Genomic DNA, 17,483 nt, shown 5'->3' with positions numbered 1-17,483 from the left:
GATCAGAAGTTCACGCCGAAGCTCAACGCGAGGAAATCGCGGTCTTCGAGAACGTTGTAATCGCCGCCAAAAAAGTCGGTGTAGCTGAGGCTGGCGGTGTAGGTATTGCGGTAATCGGCATCGACACCAAGGCTGACGGCCTTGGCGCCTTCGTTGAACAAGCCGTTGGGACCGTAGCCGGCCACGTCATGGGACCAGGACACGTTGGGCTTGAAGTTCACGCCACCGATCACGTTGGAGTAGTCGAGAATCGCCCGGGCGCGATAGCCCCAGGAGGTCGAAGTGACAAAACCGTCGGTGTCGCCGTTGAAGCCGTACTGGCCGTAGACCGAATCGCGGCCGTAACGCAGTTTGTCCTTGGATTCCAAACCGCCGACGTGTACCACCGCCGCCTCGCCCACCAGGGTCAGGCGATCAGCGCCCAGTACCTGGTCGAAGAAGTGCGTCAGGGTGCTCTGGACCTGGGTGATTTCCTTGCGGCGGTAGCCGGTGTTGTCGGCGCCTGCCGAGGTGGCAATAGGTGATGCCGCGCCACCGGCAATCGGGTTGAGCAAGGCCAGGGTCAGGTCGTTGGTATTGATCTGCACCGGTGCGTTGGGGCGATAGCTGATTTCGCCGGTCCATGCGGTGCCGGTAGGCAGCGTGGTGGAGAAGCTGGCGCCGTACAGACGAATGTCCTCGGGGTATTCGAGGTAATACTGACCACGTCCCAGCATCACGCTTTGCGCCAGGCCGGCACCACTGCCGGGAGAAATACCGTTGGCGATCGCGATCATTCCAGGCAGGGCCGCCAACGTCGAGGCGCCCGCCGTGGTGGTGCCAACAGTCGGCGTGCGACTGTGGTAATTCATGAAGTACAAACCGTACTCGGTATCATCGCCGAGCCAGCGCAACGCGGTGCCCCACTGCCCGGAATCACGGGCGTCACGGTCGCCGCTGCGAGCAATGACAACGCCTTCGTCATTCACCTCGATGCCTTGGCCAAAGGCTTGAGTCAATGGCACGAATGGCGCGATCGCCGGGCTGCCCACGGTGTAGCCACTGGTGCAACCATCGGCCACCACGTCATTGCCGAAGAACGTACCGCAGTTGTCCACAACCGTCTGGTCCCACTCCAGTTGGTAGAACCCTTCGATGGTCAGCTTGTCGGTCAAACCCTGGGAGGCGAACAGCATGTTCACCGGGATCAGGCCTTCCTTGATCTCTGCACCCGGACGACGGAACGCAGACACGTCCACCGGGTTGATGCTGTTGATGGAGTTGCCGATGAAGGTACTCTCACCCCAACTGACCACCTGCTTGCCGGCGCGCACCGTGCCCGGCAAATCGGCGATGGAATAGTTGTGGTAGACGAAGGCATCGAGGATCTGCGCCCCTGACGACTTGGCGCCTTCCTTGCGATTACTGTCGCTGATGTCCTTGAACGGACGGCTTTCGTCCTTGAGTTCGAAGTCGTACCAGTACTTGCCGCGCACGAACACACCCGTGTCGCCATACTTGAGTTCGAGGTCGTGCAGGCCTTTGAAGATTTTGGAAAAGGTCTCGCCTTTCTTGAAGTTCTGCCGCCCATCGTCACCGGTGGAGGACTGGCCCGTACCGCCGTTGACCGTGCCGATCAGGTCCTTGTCCGCGTCGCGCATACCCCAGCTCGCGCCCACGGACAGCGAGGAGTCGAACTGCCCCTCGATCTCGCCAATGTTGAATGAAACGGCCTGCGCCTGGGCACAGCAACCCAAGGCCACCGCGACGGCCAGCGCCTGCGGCTTGAAGATGGCGCGCATTGTTATTGTTGTCATGCGTCTTCCCCGGTGAGTGACAGAGGCTTCACCCTACTGCCGCCCGCCATGGGCGATAAGCGCACCAAGGAGGTATTCGCGCTGTACCCCGAAAGGATGACCCCCCCTATGGGGCGGGTCTTTGCGCCGAGCATGGACAGACTGGATGATGGACCATCAGCGCCGCGCATATTCATCCCGGCCTTTTGACTGTTGCGCGCCCTGCAACAGTGCATGTCCGGTTCCGGGCTGTTTCCGAACGCACACGATGCCTATGCTGGCCGGGCTTGCAGAGCAACGGGCCTGCAAGCACAAGTCGTCATGGTCCCCTCGTACCTGACGCACCGTCCTTCGGATGGATTGGCGTATCGATCCATCATCCCGTGTTCACCGACGTTGATTTGTAGCTCCTTTGCAACGTCATGTTTAGGCCGCTGCTTTTTGCAGCGGCCTTTTTTATGTGCGGTTATTTCCCAGATAAAACTTCTTGTTTCCTACAACACCGTCGGAAAAGCTCACCTGCCCGGCTTATGTGATCGAACTTATAGTCTTCTTCGTCGCCTTGGATGGCGACGACATCAATAGCCATGAATGATGGCAAATACTGAACACATGGCTATATCAACACGCTAATCGAAAGGGATTCGATATGCAGCAAGAGAAAAATATTCTCGTAAATAGAGGCATACCCCGTACACCTTCGTCGTCTTCTGGATTCGGATTTAGCGCCAGGGGAGTGTCAGGTCCCGACCACGCCGATCGCGCATACGACGCAGTTGACTATGCCTTTGATTGGCTGGATGAAAGCAATGAATCTGTCGAAGAATGCTTCAAAGAAAACATCAAAAACATTACCTACATAACCGATGCCGAACTCGTAAAAACAAGAGCAACTGTTCGGGCTGCGATCCCGACAACGGCCTCTGATTTCGACATCGAGTTACGGACACTTAATCTACAACTTTCCAAAGCCAGGGCAGATCACCAACAACAAATAAAAACCGCCAACCTTTATTATGGTCACGACCCACTGACCCACAAGGCCAGAGATCCTGCCCATAAAGGTTTCGAGCTCGTTGGTCGTCGCGGAGGGCAAAGAGGTTATTACAACGCAATAGCCAAATGGAATATTTCTTACGCCGCAGCTTACCAGGCGAAGTTCCTGGCCGAACAGATAAAACTGTTGGAGACCCGCTTAGCCATACAAAACAAAACCATTGCCGAGGCCAAGGCAAAATCGGCGGCAGCGGCTCAGGCAAAGGCCCAAGCCGAAGCTAAACGTGCGGCTGAAGAACGAGCACGGCTGGCGGCAGAGGCTAAACGTCTGGCCGAAGAACGAGCACGACTGGCGGCAGAGGCTAAACGCCTGGCCGAAGAACAAGCACGGCTGGCAGCAGAGGCACAGCGCCTGGCAGCGGCTGCAAAAGCCGCAGCTCAAGCCGAAGCCAAACGCCTGGCCGCAGAGGAGGCACGCAAGGCAACCGAAGCCGAAATCCGACGCACGGCCGAGGTACAAGCACTGCGCCAAGCCCTGTCTGGTCGCACATTCCCCATGCTGGGCGCGGCAGCCGGCGCCGGTCCGGTATTCGCCACCGCTGGCAGCACCTTGGCCACAAGCCAAGAAACGACCCTGGCCATCCAGGCTGCGCTACGAACCGCGATCACCATGGTAGTCGAGTCGGCCTCCGCAGTAGCCGCGCCAGCTTTGGCAGGGTTTGCGGCACTGTTTTATTCGTCGGAACTGGGCAACGGTGACCTCTACTCCTTGAGCGTCCCGCTTTCTGAGCTCACACCGGACAAATCCGACGATTTGCGCGCCATCGCAGCAGCCCAGGGTGAGATCAACCTGCCTCTCGCCATTGGTTCCAGAACAACGGGCAACAAAACAGAGTATGTCGTAACGGCCACCCACAGTGCGCCGACGTTGTCCAAAGCAGCCGTACAGCTCGCCACGCTTGATTCATTGGGTAACTTTTACCGATCCATAAGTCCGGATGCCGCGTCCAGCAACATTATCTGGACTCCCATAGTGAAGCCGAATGGCGCGTCTACATCGCTGCCTGCCAGCGTGCCGAACATGATCCCTTATACCGGCGCAACCCCGGAGGCGGTCGCTGGACGAATCGATACGCACCCGGAGTTTGATCTCTACCGTTTTGGTGGGTTCGTTACGGTGTTCCCACCCGAGTCGGGCATTCCGCCGATCTATACCGTCATTAACAGTCCTTACGAGGGCGCCACTACCAAAGGTGAGCACAGTGGGCGCGATTTCAATCCACAGCAGGCCGGTGGGCCTATTCTGGAGTTGGATTGGAGGACAGCCATGGTCACTCAAGAGGGTTTAGATGCCGTGAAACTGCATATTGCCCGGCTCGATCAATCTGATGCTAATGTCATAATGATTGAGCGGCTTGAGCGCATATTGAGCGGTGAGATGAATCCAGGTGACGTCGACAAACGCTTTTATACCCACGAGACCAGAGAGTTAGAGAGGTTCAGAGCCCAAGGGCTGGCGGATGACTTCATTCCGAGCAATGGCTCGGCCGAATGGAACAACGCACACACTGCCACGCTGGAGGATTATAAGCTGGGCAGTAGCGAATCATTGCTGTACTCCTCGGAAGCACTCGAGGCGGGTAGAAAGCAAATGGAAGAAATATACAAACGTCTTTTGAAAGGAGAGTTTTAATGAGCACTATCGAACAGATCGTGAGAAACGAATCGATCAAAGATATTGTCTCAGCGTTCGGTATCGGCATGGCTTATCCTTCACTGGACAGGATGGTTGGACGCTATCGTTTTGAAGTTGTGGCAAACGGAGAACTGCTCAGAACCTACGCTAGACTATTTGAAGAAGGAGTCCTGGCGAACGGTGAAGGCCCCGTCGCGATCAAAGGCCCGAACTGGCAAGAACCAGAATTCATAAAAGAAAAACGTTATCTCTAAACCCAGTTTGAATGTTTTAGGGTATTAACCGCTGCATAGGTTGCAGCGGTTGCTGATAGTCGCCAGAGAACATATCCAAGCGCCCGTTCCTACAACAAAGCAAGAAACCCACTACGCACCCATTAAAAATTCGCTGATAGGCTGAAAGTCAGTCGCAGCATTCTGCTTCGACTTTAAACTTCAGTGAGTTCTCTATGACGCCGATCAACTGCAACAGCTTTCGATCAAAAAAAGGTTATAACAGCCGCGTTCGCTTTCTGGTTTTTCATTACACGGCCGCGAACTTTTCATCCTCTGTTAGCGCACTGACCGGTGCTTCGGTCAGCGCCCACTACCTCGTTCCGGACATCAGCGATCCGAGCTATGTGAAAGCAGGTTTCAAGGAACAGCAGATTTTCAATCTCGTGGACGAGAACCAACGTGCCTGGCACGCGGGGGTGAGCAGTTGGGGCGGTCGCAATAACTTGAATGACACCTCGATTGGCGTAGAAATCGTCAACCTTGCCACCGATAACCAAGGGCAATTCACCTTTCCATCCTATCAGCCCGAGCAAATCGAGGCGATCGAACACCTGGCGTTGAACATTCTCAAGCGTTATCCCGACATCAGCCCGGTCAATGTGATGGGGCATTCGGATATTGCTGCCGGTAGGAAAAGCGACCCCGGCCCGATGTTTCCCTGGCAGGCGTTGTACACCAAGGGCATTGGCGCGTGGTTCGATGAGCCCACGCAAAAGGCCTACACGCAGGCCTACCAATGCAACGGCTTGCCCACCCGCGAACAATTGCTCGGGCTGTTCAAGAAATATGGCTATGACACGTCGGCAGCCACCACGGCTGCGGGTTTCCAGCGTCTGGTGCGGGCCTTCCAGCTGCACTTTCGGCAGGCGAAATATGACGGTGTGATGGATATCGAGACCGCCGCAAACCTGGCGGCGCTGGTGAAGAAATACTTCCCCTGACCGAAGTTGCCGTCGCTGACGGCAACCGGTCGAGGCGGCGGATTAAACGGCGTGACGTTGCAGATTCGCCATCATCTCCTTCAACGCTTCCAGGTTGTCATTGGGGTGTACCGCATCTTCGAAATCACAGATCTGCTGCCAATGGGCGGCGACGTCTTCAGGCGAGAAACCTTTGCGCGGGTCGAAGCCGGCACCCAGGCTGCGCTCCCAGCGCACCTTGCCCATCCAACCGCCGCCTACTTCGAACAAACCGGAGGTTTCCTGGCAGGTTTCACTGGCCAGGTACACCACCAGCGGGCTGACGAGTTCTGGCTTGAGCTGTTCGAACACCTGCGGCGGGATCAGACCCTCGGTCATGCGAGTACCGCCGGTAGGGGCGATGGCATTGACCAGAATATTGTTCTTGCGGCCTTCGATGGCCAGGGTGCGGGTCAGGCCATACAGACCGAGCTTGGCCATGCCGTAGTTGGATTGGCCGAAGTTGCCGTAGATACCAGACGTGGAGGCCGTGAAGATCACCCGCCCATAATTCTGCTCACGCAGGTGCGGCCAGGCGGCGCGGGTGACTTTGTAGGCGCCTTCGACATGAACGCGGTAGACCAGGTCCCAGTCGGCGTCGTCCATTTTGTGAAAGGTCTTGTCCCGCAGGATACCGGCGTTGTTGACCACCACATCGACCCGACCAAACACGTCGAGGGCATTTTGAACGAGTTTGTCGCCATCGGTGACTGAGTCGTGGTTGGCCTCGGCAATGCCGCCGGCTTCGCGAATTTCGGCGACCACCCGGTCCGCAGCCGAGGCATTGGCCCCTTCCCCTTGCGCCGAGCCGCCAAGGTCGTTGACCAATACTTTCGCGCCTTGCCTGGCGAACAACAGCGCATGGGCGCGCCCCAGGCCACCACCGGCTCCTGTGACGATCACGACTTTATCTTCGAAGCGCACAGATTCATTCATGGCAGAACTCCAGTAGGCCGACAGGACAATGAGCACGAGTGTCCGGCACAAGTCGGCCGGTCACAATCAACACGGTTGGAAGTGAATGGTGGCCGATAAGGTGGGGGGATGATGCAGGCCCACACCACAGCGGCATATTCGATTTCCCTGCTGGCAGAGGCACATGTGATGGATGTGCCGATGCCTTCGCGAGCAAGCCCGCTCCCACAGGTCTGCTCCTGCCGTGCTAAATCATCATGAACAAGCCATTTGTCTGCGCGGCGCCGCGATAGCTTCGCGAAATGCCAGATAGTGCTCAAGCACCAGCGCCGGTGCCTCGGTGTGCGGGTAGTGACCGATGTCGGGCAACAGCACCGTGTCCGGGTTAGGGATCAGGGCCTCATAGCGCGCCACCATGTGCTCACCGGAAATCGGGTCGACCGCGCCGTCGATCACCCGCAACGGTACCTCGCCGCGCTGCATCGCTTGTACCCAGCGATCTCGCTGCACACGCCGCTCGGGAATATAGGCGATGAGTTTGTGCATGATCCGCGGACCTCGATGGGTTTGCACCAGGCTCCAGAAGTCATCCAGCTCACTTTCTGTTGGGCCGGTCCTGGGGCCGAAAATCTGGTGAAAGCTTTTAACCAGGCTGTGTCGGGAGAACGCCCGCCCCAGCAGCCAGCCAAGGGGGCTGAGCAACAGTTTTTGCGCCAGTACCGGACGATGGGTTTCGGGGAACAGGCCGCCATTGAGAAATACACAACTGGCGATCTGGATGCGCGCCTCGCCATGCCGGGCAATCAGCTCCTGGGCCACGCTGTCACCGTAATCGTGGGCCAGCACATGCACCGCTTGCTTCACATTCAAATGCGCCAGCAGCGCCTGTTGCAGATCCGCCTGCTCCAGCAGGCTGTAGGCATGATCCATCGGCTTGGCGGAGTCGCCGAAACCGAGCATGTCACACGCAATCACCCGGTAGCGTTGCGCCAATGGCTGCCACAGGTAATGCCAATCCCAACTGGCGGTGGGGAAACCGTGGATCAGCAGCAGTGGCTCGCCCTGCCCCGCCACCCAGTAACGAATGGCATGACCACGGAACATGAAGGTCTGGCCGCGCTGGCGCCAGATGCGCAGGGGAATCTGGGCCAGAGGCATCAGCTTCTATAACCCGAATCTTGCTGGTCAAGTTTACGCAGCAGCGCCGGCCAGGCCAGTGCACCGCCCATGCCTTGGGCACTTCTGGTCACCCCGGCGATCATTGCCCGGGCGCCGGCCAGGATCTGCGGTTCGATGGCGATCAGTTCGGCACCACCGTTCTGGGCCAGGACCTGGATGTCACAGGCTCGCTGGAAGGTGAACATCATCAGGAAGGTATCGGCGATGGTGCCGCCGCATGTCAGCAGGCCATGGTTGTGCAGCATCAGGAAATTACTGTCGCCCAGGTCTGCCTGCAAACGTGCTTTTTCTTCATGATTCAAGGCCACCCCTTCGTACGCGTGATAGGCCAGGCTCGACAGCACGAACAGCGATTGCTGACTGATCGGCAGCACACCCTGCTTCTGTGCCGACACCGCGACACCGGCAGCAGTGTGGGTGTGCAACACACAGACCACATCATGACGCACCTCGTGCACCGCACTGTGGATGGTGTAGCCGGCCGGGTTGATCTCGTAAGGGCTGTCCATCAGTTTGTTGCCGGCCTGATCAACCTTGACCAGGCTTGACGCGGTGACTTCATGAAACATCAACCCGAACGGGTTGATCAGGAAATCTTCAGTGCCGGGGACTTTGGCAGAGATATGGGTGAAGATCAGGTCATCCCAGCCATGCAGGGCGACAAGCCGATAGCAGGCGGCAAGATCTACCCGGGTTTGCCATTCGGCCGCACTGACCTGATCTTTGATGCTGAGTGTTGATTGGACGGGCGCTACGCTCACGGCTCGGATCCCCTTGGTTTCTTATTATGTGAGTTTCTTATTATGTGAATCTGATCAAGAAACTTGATGCCCAAGAAGTCCAGTCTAGTCAGCTCTTGCGCAGGCGGTAGTTGCATTGGCAGCCAGCTTACTGGCCGAACGAGTCACCGCCCGTCCGTCAACGGCGCAAGGCGTCGATCAATTCAGCGAGCCATGGCTCGGCATCGGTTTCCGGGGTGACGCTTTCGCTGGCGTCCAGACGCAGCATCGGCAGCACCTCACCCACGCCCAACTCACCGAACAGCTCGCGCATCTGCTCGCCCCCGGCGCAGAACGTATCGCCATAGCTGGCATCGCCCAGGCCGATCACAGCGCCAGGCAAGCCGCGGAGGAACCCAGGCAATTGGTCGCGCAGCGTCGAATACAATGGCATCACGTTGTCCGGCAACTCACCCATGCCCGTCGTAGAGGTCACCGCCAGCAAGGCCTCTGGAGCAAATGCCTGAATCTGCGCCAGGGTGGCGCGAGGGTCGTGCCAGGCTTCAAAACCCGCGTCGCGAAACAGTTTGGCAGCGTGTCGGGCGACTTCTTCGGCGGTGCCATATACCGAGCCGGAAAGGATGGCGACTTTCATCAATCTGATCCTGAACCAAAATAAGAGAACCGCGATAGTAACAGCAGCACTCGCCGGGCTGCGAATAGCTCTCAACAAGCCAATAATGGCCAGTAGACAGCCTGTCGATTTCTTCTAGAATGTGCTTTAACAAGGATGTTTAAAGGGGCCCGCCATGATCAACGCTCATCTGATGCAACTGGTCATCAATGCTTCGAACGACGGTATTGTCATCGCCGAAAAAGAAGGCGACGAAGACAATATCCTGATCTACGTGAACCCAGCCTTCGAACGATTGACTGGTTATAACCGCGACGAAATCCTCTATCAGGATTGCCGATTCCTGCAATCGGGCGATCGCGACCAGCCCTCCCTCGAACTGATTCGCGATACCTTGAAGAAAGGTGGTGCGTGCCGAGAGGTGCTGCGCAACTACCGCAAGGATGGCACGCCATTCTGGAATGAACTGTCGTTATCAACGGTTAGAAGCGAGGCCGACGGCCATACCTATTTCGTCGGCGTCCAGAAAGACGTCACGGCCCAGGTCAAGGCCCAGCAGCGTATCGCCCAGTTGGAACAGCAACTGACCGAAGCCCGGGAAACAATTACTCGGCTCGAGGCGACGAACGGTACAAACAAAGCCGCGAATTAACGGTCAGTCACTACAATCACCAGTGAATATGTAAATCATCATTTCGAGTAGACCATGCAGCGCGATGCCCTCCTGACTCAGGATGAACTGGATTTCATCCGGACCATGCAGCACAACCCGCAGTTGAACGAGCGGGATGTCACGTCGAGCTTGCTGGTAAACGGTGGATCGCAAATCCGTGACCTGCTGACGCGCCTGGCGGCCAATGAGCAGGTTACGCTGCAAGCCAATTTTGAAAACCAGCAAATGACCTTCCCGTTGCATCTGGTGGAAGATGAATTCCATGCGATGCACCTGCGGTTGGGTGTGCCGAGTATCTACGAAGACGGACCGAAGGTACGCCCATGGCGCCTGGCCCTCGAGGAGCCAGTGGCTCTGGAAGATGCCCGGAGCCGGCCAGGACCTCTCTGGGTACACGAGGTGTCCTGTAAAGGTGTCTTGCTGGAAAGCCGCAGCCGGACCAAGCCACCCAAGCAATTCGCTTTGTGGTTCAGCCCGTCAGGCTACGAGAGAATTTCGTTGCGGGGCACCTTCGAACGGGAAACTGCTCAAGGTTTGTTTGCCTACCATCTGAGCCAGAATGACGAGGATGAGACCGAGCGCCTGCGTCAGTACATCCTTCAGCAGCACCGCCTGACCCATCCGGCCATGCATATCTAGTCCCCTGCTGCACAAACCGGGTATTACGTATCCAGAGTACCCGTCAATAATTGCCGCAAGCGCTGGCGCATCAACGTCCCTTCATTGCCCAGGCAACCGATCGACGAACCTGCCAGGCAGTCTTCAGCCAGATCGGACGCATCGCCGGCCAACATCAACGGACAATCCAGGCTCATCGCCAATTTACCCAAACGTTTGGGTAACTCGGGGACCGGCGCATGATTGGACACCAGGACCAGCGCCAAAGGCTGGACCTTCTGGCACACCAGGGGCAGTTCGTTGAATGGCAGGCCGACCGTCAGCACCCTGACGCCTACTTCCGCCTTGGACAGATACAGCGCCGTGACCAGCAGCTCCAGCTCGCGGCACTGCCCGGCAATGGCGCTGACCAGGACCCGCCGCGATGTGCCTTCGCGCTTTAACAAGAGTCGCTGGATGATGCGCGAACGCAGGAAACCATCGAAAAACACCCATTCGCTGGCTTGCCCGAACGTCTGCTGGCGTTGCAGCAGTTGTCGCCAAAGCGGCATCAGGATGTCCTGAAAAATGACCGGTACTGTGTAGGTGGAGAAAATCTGCCCGTAGATGCGATCCAGCTCTATATCGTCAAAGTTGCCAACCGCATCCGCCACCTGTTGCTGCCACTGGGCGTAATCGGCGCTTACCAGATCAGATGAGATCAGTGCGGAGACCGGTTGCACCGACTCGGTCTTCGCCAGGATCTTGCCCACTTTACTGACCGCCACGCCACGCTCGATCCAGGCCAGGATGCTGCGCACCTTTTCGATATCGCCCAAGGAATACAGGCGATGCCCGCTTTCGGTGCGAGTGGGCTGGATCAGACCGTAGCGACGCTCCCATGCGCGCAGGGTTACAGGGTTCACACCGGTCAAGCGTGCCACTTCGCGGATGGGGAACAAGTCTTCCCGCTTGAAGGCACCCGACGCCTGGAAAACGAAGTTATCTTCTGTGATCACGCTCATTTTGGCAGACAAGTCCGGCTGGCAAATTGGATCCCAGTTTACTCCCTCCGAGTCATATGATGACAACAAGAAACATTACCGATATGTGGTTTTGTTGTATTTCGTTCGATCAGGAATAATCCTTGCGTGCTTTTTGGCGACCAGACGTTACCCACCACCCCGGGAGCGTCTCCCGCGAACGTCCTACCCGGAGTGCCGCGCCTTGTCTTACGGAGATACATAATGTCTACCTCACCCGTCACCCTGATGGTTGCCCGCCGCGTCGCCAACGGACGCTACCAGGACCTGATCGCCTGGCTGCGCGAGGGCGAACAACTGGCGACCGACTTTCCCGGCTACCTGGGTTCGGGCGTACTCGCCCCACCGCCCGAGGATGACGAGTTCCAGATCATTTTCCGCTTTGTCGACGAGCAGACCCTGCATGCCTGGGAACACTCCGCCTCGCGCACGGCTTGGCTGGGACGGGGCAGCGAGCTGTTTGCCGATCCTTCCGAACACCGGGTGCGCGGTATCGATGGCTGGTTCGGCACGATTGGCCAGCGTCCGCCGCGCTGGAAGCAGGCCGTGGCCATCTGGCTCGCGTTCTTTCCCGTGTCGCTGCTGTTCAACTTCCTGTTGGGCCCCCTGCTGAGCGAGCTGGGCCTGTTGAGTCGCGTGCTCATCAGCACACTCATTTTGACGCCGCTGATGGTCTATCTGTTTATCCCGATGTCGACTCATCTGCTGGCGAATTGGCTGAACGGTGCGCCGCAACAGGCGTTGCCGGTCAAGCCGTCCACGCAGAATCATTAAGCTGCGCCGATGATCCTCTGTGGGAGCGGGCTTGCTCGCGAAGACGGCGGTACATTCAGCATTAATGTTGACTGACGCACCGCCTTCGCGAGCAAGCCCCCTCCCACAGAGTCATCGTCGCCATCTTGCGTCGCTGTTATAGTTTTGCTCTTGCCGTGAACCGAGCCACCCTATGTCCAGCGCCACCGCACCGATCCTGATCACCGGCGCAGCCCAGCGCGTCGGCCTGCATTGCGCCCGACGCCTGCTTGAAGACGGGCAACCGGTGATCGCCACCTATCGTACCGAACGCCCGGGCGTGCAGATGCTGCGTGACCTGGGGGCGACGATGCTGTTCGCCGACTTGGCCAGCGAAGCCGGGATCCTGGGATTTATCGAACAGCTCAAACAGCACACCGACCGGTTGCGGGCCATCGTGCACAACGCCTCGGCGTGGCTGGCCGAGGCCCCGGGCGACGAAGCGAACGCGTTCAACGCCATGTTTGGCGTGCACATGCTCGCGCCTTACCTGATCAACCTGCATTGTGCCGAACTGCTGCAACGCTCGACTCCAGCGGATATCGTGCACATCAGCGATGATGTCACGCGCAAGGGCAGTAGCAAGCACATCGCCTATTGCGCCACCAAGGCCGGTCTCGAAAGCCTGACCCTGTCGTTTGCGGCCAAGTACGCGCCGGGCATCAAGGTCAACGGTATTGCCCCAGCCCTGCTACTGTTCAATCCCGAAGACGATGCCGCTTACCGCGCCAAGGCCCTGGCCAAGTCGGCGCTGGGTATCGAACCCGGCAGCGAAGTGATCTACCAGAGCCTGCGTTATCTGCTGGACAACCCCTATGTCACCGGCACCACCCTGACCGTCAACGGCGGGCGGCACGTCAAATAGCCTTGCTTCGAGGATGCCCCATGGCGTTATCCCTGCCCCAGAACTATCGCGAGATCCTCATCGGCCTGGGCGAAAACCCGGAGCGCGAAGGCTTGCTGGACACCCCGATGCGCGCGGCCAAGGCCATGCAGTACCTTTGCCACGGCTATGAGCAAAGCGTCGAGCAGATCGTCAACGGCGCCCTCTTCGCCTCCGACAGCGATGAAATGGTGATCGTCGCCGACATCGAACTCTATTCCCTGTGCGAACATCACCTGTTGCCCTTCATCGGCAAGGCCCATGTGGCTTATATTCCTACGGGAAAGGTCCTGGGGCTGTCGAAAATTGCCCGGCTGGTGGACATGTTCGCCCGCCGCCTGCAAATCCAGGAAAACCTCACCCGGCAAATCGCCGACGCGGTGCAACAGGTCACCCAAGCCGCTGGCGTCGCGGTGGTGATCGAAGCCCAGCACATGTGCATGATGATGCGCGGTGTCGAAAAACAGAACTCGACCATGAACACCTCGGTGATGCTCGGCGCCTTTCGCGATTCCAGCACCACCCGCCAGGAGTTCCTGCAATTGATTCGACGGAGCAAGTAAATGCCACAACTTCAGCCAGCGATGGCACGCATCAAGGTCAAGGACCTGCGCTTGCGCACCTTCATCGGCATCAACGAGGACGAGATCCTCAACAAGCAGGATGTGTTGATCAACCTGACCATTCTCTATGCCGCCCAGGAGGCAGTGCGCGACAACGACATCGACCACGCGCTGAACTACCGCACCATCACCAAGGCGATCATCGCCCACGTGGAAGGTAACCGTTTCGCCCTGCTCGAACGCCTGACCCAGGAATTGCTCGATCTGGTCATGGCCAATGCGTCGGTGCTGTATGCCGAAGTCGAAGTCGACAAGCCCCACGCCTTGCGATTTGCCGAGTCGGTGTCGATTACGCTTGCGGCGAGTCGCTGAGCTGTACGTTTTCAGCCCCAGGCCTCAAGCGGTAAACTTGTCACCACTGCAATCCATCCCGTCGCTTGAAGCGCACCGCTTGAAGCTGTCCGTCAGAGAACACCATGAACGATCAACAACGCCTCGAACTTGAAGCCGCCGCTTTCCGCCGGCTGGTTGCCCACCTGGACAGCCGCAAGGATGTGCAGAACATCGACCTGATGAACCTCGCCGGGTTCTGCCGCAACTGCCTGTCCAAGTGGTACAAGGCCGCCGCCGATGAACGCCAGATCGAGGTCAGCCTCGATGACGCCCGCGAAGTGGTTTACGGCATGCCGTACGCCGAGTGGAAAGCCCAATACCAGCAAGAAGCCAGCGCCGAACAGCAAGCGGCATTCGCCAAAGGAAAACCCGATGCTTGACCTGAACACCCTGCGCGCCAGCCTCAAGAGTGGCGAACACGCCTTTGCCGACACCCTGGCCTTTATCGCCGCCGGCTACGACTACCAGCCCCAGGCCTTCAACAATGGCGGCGTGGAAAATGCCGCCGGACAGAACGAAGGCTCCTGCAAGACCCTGGGTCTGGCACTGCTCGAAGGCCTGAGCGATGAAGAAGCGTTGCTGGCGTTTGGCGAACATTACCGCTCAGTGCTGGCTACGCCGCAAGACAGCGATCACGGCAATATCCGCGCGTTGATGGTCCACGGGTTGGCGGGTGTGAAGTTTGAGGCACAGCCGCTGCAACGGCGCTGATCTGAGCCCCCGCTCTGTGCGAGGCCCGCTTTTGTGGCGAGGGAGCTTGCTCCCGCTGGGCTGCGCAGCAGACCCAAGCAGCCAAACTCAATTTGCCTGACGCACCGGGTTGCCAGGCTTCGGGGCCGCTTCGCGCCCCAGCGGGAGCAAGCTCCCTCGCCACGGGCTGCCTCCCAGGTAAGCGACACCTGCCCACATCCCGACTTTTAAGATTGACCCGGCAACTTTATTTCGTTTGCCGGGCCCCTCTGCTCGCGGCTTAGATAAAGGAAATCTTTCCTTCGTCCGAGCCGTTATCCATGAGCAGCGAAACCATCAGCCAGTCGATTTCCATCGTGCACCCCGTCAGCCTCAGCCACGGCAAAAACGCCGAGGTCTGGGACACCGATGGCAAGCGCTACATCGATTTCGTCGGCGGAATCGGCGTGTTGAACCTCGGCCATTGCCATCCGCGCATCGTCGACGCCATCCGTGAACAAGCCACCCGGCTGACCCACTACGCGTTCAACGCCGCGCCCCATGCGCCCTACATTGAGTTGATGGAGCGCCTGGCGGCATTTGTCCCGGTGGATTACCCGGTCAGCGGCATGCTCACCAACAGCGGCGCCGAGGCGGCGGAAAACGCCTTGAAAATCGTACGCGGCGCCACCGGCCGCACCGCCGTCATTGCGTTTGATGGCGCCTTTCACGGTCGCACCCTGGCCACCCTCAACCTCAACGGCAAGGTCGCCCCCTACAAACAGAAAGTCGGCGTATTGCCCGGACCGGTGTATCACCTGCCCTACCCCAGCCAGGACAACGGCGTCACCTGCGCGGAGGCCTTGAAGGCCATGGAGCGGCTGTTCAGCGTCGAGATCGACGTGAACGACGTCGCCTGTTTCATCGTCGAGCCGGTGCAGGGCGAAGCCGGTTTCCTGGCGATGGACGTGTCTTTCGCCCAAGCCCTGCGGCAGTTTTGCGACGACAAAGGCATCGTGCTGATCATCGATGAAATCCAGTCCGGCTTCGGCCGCACCGGCAAGCGTTTTGCGTTCTCGCGACTGGGCATCGAGCCCGACCTGATCCTGCTGGGCAAAAGCATCGCCGGCGGCGTGCCCCTCGGCGCGGTGGTCGGGCGCAAGGCGTTGCTGGACAACCTGCCCAAGGGCGGACTCGGCGGCACCTATTCCGGCAACCCCATCGCCTGCGCCGCCGCACTGGCGACCCTGGACGAGATGAGCGACGCGAACCTGCAAGCGTGGGGCACGCAACAGGAAGAAGCGATCGTCAGCCGCTACGCATCCTGGCGCAGCCGTGGGCTGACACCTTACCTGGGCCGCCTGACCGGCGTCGGCGCCATGCGCGGCATCGAACTGGCCCACGCCGACGGCACCCCCGCTGCGGCGCAATTGACCCAACTGCTGGCCCTGGCCCGGGAGTCCGGTTTGCTGCTGATGCCCAGCGGTAAATCGCGGCACATCATTCGGCTGCTGGCACCGTTGACCACCGAGGCGGCAGTGTTGCAAGAGGGCTTGGATATTCTCGAGGCGTGCCTGGCGAAGCTGGCCTGAAATATGGTGTTTCTGACCACAGGGGTTCGCCGGCAGATTTCCAGGCACAAAAAAACCGGCCGAAGCCGGTTTTTTCAAGCCTGACGGATCAGAACGAAGCGTTCTGCAGGCCGTCCAGGTAACGCTCGGTGTCCAGGGCCGCCATGCAACCAGCGCCGGCCGAGGTGATAGCCTGGCGGTAGACGTGGTCAGCCACGTCGCCAGCGGCGAAGACGCCTTCAACGCTGGTGGCGGTAGCGTTACCGTCGCGGCCGCCCTTGACCACCAGGTAGCCGTCCTTGAGTTCCAGCTGGCCTTCGAACAAAGAGGTGTTCGGCGTATGGCCGATGGCGATGAAGACGCCGTCGACTTTGATTTCATCAAAGCTGCCGTCGTTGTTCTTCAGGCGGGCACCGGTCACGCCCATGTTGTCACCCAGCACTTCGTCCAGGGTCGCGTTGAGCTTGAGGATGATCTTGCCTTCGGCCACACGGGCATGGAGCTTGTCGATCAGGATCTTCTCGGCGCGGAAGGTTTCACGACGGTGGATCAGGGTGACCGTGCTGGCGATGTTGGCCAGGTACAGGGCTTCCTCGACGGCGGTGTTGCCGCCACCGACCACGGCCACCGGCTTGTTGCGGTAGAAGAAACCGTCGCAGGTGGCGCAGGCGGAAACCCCTTTGCCCATGAAAGCTTCTTCCGACGGCAGGCCCAGGTAACGAGCGCTGGCACCGGTGGCGATGATCAGGGCATCGCAAGTGTAGGTCGCGCTGTCGCCGGTCAGGGTGTACGGCTTGGCGGCAAAATCCACGGCATTGATATGGTCGAAAACGATCTCGGTTTCGAAGCGCTCGGCGTGTTCCTTCATCCGCTCCATCAACGCCGGGCCAGTCAGGCCATGGACGTCGCCCGGCCAGTTGTCGACTTCGGTGGTGGTGGTCAATTGACCGCCGGCCTGCATGCCGGTGATCAGCAGTGGCTTGAGGTTGGCACGGGCCGCATAAACCGCAGCGCTGTAACCGGCAGGGCCGGAACCGAGAATAATCACTCGCGAATGACGGACTTCAGACATGACCTGCTCCTGTTGACCGGACCTTGCGGGCCGGAACGCCGGGTGAGCGGCGCGAATAAAAAAGGACCGTTGATGCACT

19 protein-coding genes are annotated in these 17,483 nt (G+C 58.9%); 12 read left to right on the top strand and 7 right to left on the bottom strand.

Annotated elements, in window-relative coordinates; all coding sequences use genetic code 11:
- Window positions 1-2: 2 nt before the first annotated feature.
- The gene (locus EPZ47_RS04750; RefSeq protein ID WP_135843748.1) at window positions 3-1,796 is read right to left on the bottom strand and encodes a DUF1302 domain-containing protein; all 1,794 of its coding nucleotides are present in this window, start codon (window positions 1,794-1,796) and stop codon (window positions 3-5) included.
- Window positions 1,797-2,424: 628 nt separating this feature from the next.
- Here EPZ47_RS04750 and EPZ47_RS04745 point away from each other — a divergent pair.
- The 3 genes from EPZ47_RS04745 (at window position 2,425) to EPZ47_RS04735 (ending at window position 5,683) form a co-directional block, all read left to right on the top strand.
- Entirely contained in the window at window positions 2,425-4,464 is a 2,040-nt protein-coding gene (locus tag EPZ47_RS04745) for an S-type pyocin domain-containing protein (protein WP_135843747.1), read from the top strand.
- On the top strand, window positions 4,464-4,721 hold the full coding sequence (locus EPZ47_RS04740; RefSeq protein ID WP_135843746.1) for an immunity protein: 258 nt from the start codon (window positions 4,464-4,466) through the stop codon (window positions 4,719-4,721). Before EPZ47_RS04745 ends, EPZ47_RS04740 begins: the two co-directional genes overlap by 1 nt.
- Before the next feature lie 194 nt (window positions 4,722-4,915).
- The gene (locus EPZ47_RS04735; RefSeq protein ID WP_135843745.1) at window positions 4,916-5,683 is read left to right on the top strand and encodes an N-acetylmuramoyl-L-alanine amidase; all 768 of its coding nucleotides are present in this window, start codon (window positions 4,916-4,918) and stop codon (window positions 5,681-5,683) included.
- 42 nt (window positions 5,684-5,725) lie between these two features.
- Here the strand turns inward: EPZ47_RS04735 and EPZ47_RS04730 are convergent, their stop codons facing one another.
- The 4 genes from EPZ47_RS04730 to EPZ47_RS04715 all read right to left on the bottom strand — a co-directional run bounded on the left by EPZ47_RS04730 (window position 5,726) and on the right by EPZ47_RS04715 (window position 9,169).
- Window positions 5,726-6,637: an SDR family oxidoreductase gene (locus EPZ47_RS04730; protein ID WP_135843744.1), complete on the bottom strand. Its 912-nt coding sequence runs from the start codon at window positions 6,635-6,637 to the stop codon at window positions 5,726-5,728.
- 234 nt (window positions 6,638-6,871) lie between these two features.
- Window positions 6,872-7,774, bottom strand: a complete 903-nt coding sequence (locus tag EPZ47_RS04725) for an alpha/beta fold hydrolase (protein WP_135843743.1) — start codon at window positions 7,772-7,774, stop codon at window positions 6,872-6,874.
- A complete protein-coding gene (locus EPZ47_RS04720) occupies window positions 7,774-8,556 on the bottom strand; it encodes a class II aldolase/adducin family protein (RefSeq protein WP_135843742.1) in 783 nt (260 codons plus the stop codon). The genes EPZ47_RS04725 and EPZ47_RS04720 overlap by 1 nt, the downstream gene beginning before the upstream one ends.
- A gap of 157 nt (window positions 8,557-8,713) precedes the next feature.
- On the bottom strand, window positions 8,714-9,169 hold the full coding sequence (locus EPZ47_RS04715) for a flavodoxin (RefSeq protein ID WP_135843741.1): 456 nt from the start codon (window positions 9,167-9,169) through the stop codon (window positions 8,714-8,716).
- A gap of 154 nt (window positions 9,170-9,323) precedes the next feature.
- On the opposite strand from EPZ47_RS04715, the gene EPZ47_RS04710 reads away from it, so the two are divergent.
- Together EPZ47_RS04710 and EPZ47_RS04705 are read left to right on the top strand one after the other, a co-directional pair.
- Entirely contained in the window at window positions 9,324-9,800 is a 477-nt protein-coding gene (locus tag EPZ47_RS04710) for a PAS domain-containing protein (RefSeq protein ID WP_135843740.1), read from the top strand.
- A gap of 54 nt (window positions 9,801-9,854) precedes the next feature.
- The gene (locus EPZ47_RS04705) at window positions 9,855-10,460 is read left to right on the top strand and encodes a hypothetical protein (protein WP_135843739.1); all 606 of its coding nucleotides are present in this window, start codon (window positions 9,855-9,857) and stop codon (window positions 10,458-10,460) included.
- Window positions 10,461-10,483: 23 nt separating this feature from the next.
- Here the strand turns inward: EPZ47_RS04705 and EPZ47_RS04700 are convergent, their stop codons facing one another.
- Window positions 10,484-11,443 carry a MerR family transcriptional regulator gene (locus tag EPZ47_RS04700; protein WP_135843738.1) on the bottom strand — a complete coding sequence of 320 codons (960 nt, stop codon included), beginning with the start codon at window positions 11,441-11,443 and terminating at the stop codon, window positions 10,484-10,486.
- Window positions 11,444-11,665: 222 nt separating this feature from the next.
- On the opposite strand from EPZ47_RS04700, the gene EPZ47_RS04695 reads away from it, so the two are divergent.
- From EPZ47_RS04695 to EPZ47_RS04660, 7 genes are all read left to right on the top strand, one after another.
- On the top strand, window positions 11,666-12,235 hold the full coding sequence (locus EPZ47_RS04695; RefSeq protein ID WP_135843737.1) for an antibiotic biosynthesis monooxygenase: 570 nt from the start codon (window positions 11,666-11,668) through the stop codon (window positions 12,233-12,235).
- Window positions 12,236-12,407: 172 nt separating this feature from the next.
- Entirely contained in the window at window positions 12,408-13,118 is a 711-nt protein-coding gene (gene folM / locus EPZ47_RS04685) for a dihydromonapterin reductase (protein ID WP_135843736.1), read from the top strand.
- A 20-nt stretch (window positions 13,119-13,138) separates the two neighbouring features.
- A complete protein-coding gene (gene folE, locus EPZ47_RS04680) occupies window positions 13,139-13,699 on the top strand; it encodes a GTP cyclohydrolase I FolE (protein ID WP_135843735.1) in 561 nt (186 codons plus the stop codon).
- Window positions 13,700-14,071, top strand: coding sequence for a dihydroneopterin triphosphate 2'-epimerase (folX, locus tag EPZ47_RS04675; RefSeq protein ID WP_135843734.1), 372 nt, complete (start codon window positions 13,700-13,702; stop codon window positions 14,069-14,071).
- A 104-nt stretch (window positions 14,072-14,175) separates the two neighbouring features.
- Window positions 14,176-14,472, top strand: a complete 297-nt coding sequence (locus tag EPZ47_RS04670) for a DUF1244 domain-containing protein (RefSeq protein ID WP_076383573.1) — start codon at window positions 14,176-14,178, stop codon at window positions 14,470-14,472.
- Complete coding sequence (locus tag EPZ47_RS04665; protein WP_135843733.1) at window positions 14,465-14,803, top strand: HopJ type III effector protein; 339 nt, start codon at window positions 14,465-14,467, stop codon at window positions 14,801-14,803. The genes EPZ47_RS04670 and EPZ47_RS04665 overlap by 8 nt, the downstream gene beginning before the upstream one ends.
- A 299-nt stretch (window positions 14,804-15,102) precedes the next feature.
- The gene (locus tag EPZ47_RS04660; protein ID WP_135843732.1) at window positions 15,103-16,353 is read left to right on the top strand and encodes a 2-aminoadipate transaminase; all 1,251 of its coding nucleotides are present in this window, start codon (window positions 15,103-15,105) and stop codon (window positions 16,351-16,353) included.
- Between the two features lie 88 nt (window positions 16,354-16,441).
- Here the strand turns inward: EPZ47_RS04660 and trxB are convergent, their stop codons facing one another.
- A complete protein-coding gene (gene trxB, locus EPZ47_RS04655; RefSeq protein WP_135843731.1) occupies window positions 16,442-17,404 on the bottom strand; it encodes a thioredoxin-disulfide reductase in 963 nt (320 codons plus the stop codon).
- Window positions 17,405-17,483: the final 79 nt, after the last annotated feature.

Source organism: Pseudomonas viciae, assembly GCF_004786035.1.
In the GTDB taxonomy this organism is placed as follows: domain Bacteria; phylum Pseudomonadota; class Gammaproteobacteria; order Pseudomonadales; family Pseudomonadaceae; genus Aquipseudomonas; species Aquipseudomonas viciae.
Note: the sequence above shows the minus strand (reverse complement) of the source record. Positions and strands in the feature narration are given on the sequence as shown.

What these genes read in the sequence shown, in the direction of transcription:
- EPZ47_RS04745 (WP_135843747.1), top strand. Translation starts at nt 2,425, where the DNA reads ATGCAGCAAGAGAAAAATATTCTCGTAAATAGAGGCATACCCCGTACA.
- folE (WP_135843735.1), top strand. Translation starts at nt 13,139, where the DNA reads ATGGCGTTATCCCTGCCCCAGAACTATCGCGAGATCCTCATCGGCCTG.
- EPZ47_RS04695 (WP_135843737.1), top strand. Translation starts at nt 11,666, where the DNA reads ATGTCTACCTCACCCGTCACCCTGATGGTTGCCCGCCGCGTCGCCAAC.
- EPZ47_RS04740 (WP_135843746.1), top strand. Translation starts at nt 4,464, where the DNA reads ATGAGCACTATCGAACAGATCGTGAGAAACGAATCGATCAAAGATATT.
- folX (WP_135843734.1), top strand. Translation starts at nt 13,700, where the DNA reads ATGCCACAACTTCAGCCAGCGATGGCACGCATCAAGGTCAAGGACCTG.
- EPZ47_RS04705 (WP_135843739.1), top strand. Translation starts at nt 9,855, where the DNA reads ATGCAGCGCGATGCCCTCCTGACTCAGGATGAACTGGATTTCATCCGG.
- EPZ47_RS04735 (WP_135843745.1), top strand. Translation starts at nt 4,916, where the DNA reads ATGACGCCGATCAACTGCAACAGCTTTCGATCAAAAAAAGGTTATAAC.
- EPZ47_RS04750 (WP_135843748.1), bottom strand. Translation starts at nt 1,796, where the DNA reads ATGACAACAATAACAATGCGCGCCATCTTCAAGCCGCAGGCGCTGGCC.
- EPZ47_RS04730 (WP_135843744.1), bottom strand. Translation starts at nt 6,637, where the DNA reads ATGAATGAATCTGTGCGCTTCGAAGATAAAGTCGTGATCGTCACAGGA.
- EPZ47_RS04670 (WP_076383573.1), top strand. Translation starts at nt 14,176, where the DNA reads ATGAACGATCAACAACGCCTCGAACTTGAAGCCGCCGCTTTCCGCCGG.
- folM (WP_135843736.1), top strand. Translation starts at nt 12,408, where the DNA reads ATGTCCAGCGCCACCGCACCGATCCTGATCACCGGCGCAGCCCAGCGC.
- EPZ47_RS04710 (WP_135843740.1), top strand. Translation starts at nt 9,324, where the DNA reads ATGATCAACGCTCATCTGATGCAACTGGTCATCAATGCTTCGAACGAC.
- trxB (WP_135843731.1), bottom strand. Translation starts at nt 17,404, where the DNA reads ATGTCTGAAGTCCGTCATTCGCGAGTGATTATTCTCGGTTCCGGCCCT.
- EPZ47_RS04725 (WP_135843743.1), bottom strand. Translation starts at nt 7,774, where the DNA reads ATGCCTCTGGCCCAGATTCCCCTGCGCATCTGGCGCCAGCGCGGCCAG.
- EPZ47_RS04665 (WP_135843733.1), top strand. Translation starts at nt 14,465, where the DNA reads ATGCTTGACCTGAACACCCTGCGCGCCAGCCTCAAGAGTGGCGAACAC.
- EPZ47_RS04715 (WP_135843741.1), bottom strand. Translation starts at nt 9,169, where the DNA reads ATGAAAGTCGCCATCCTTTCCGGCTCGGTATATGGCACCGCCGAAGAA.
- EPZ47_RS04660 (WP_135843732.1), top strand. Translation starts at nt 15,103, where the DNA reads ATGAGCAGCGAAACCATCAGCCAGTCGATTTCCATCGTGCACCCCGTC.
- EPZ47_RS04700 (WP_135843738.1), bottom strand. Translation starts at nt 11,443, where the DNA reads ATGAGCGTGATCACAGAAGATAACTTCGTTTTCCAGGCGTCGGGTGCC.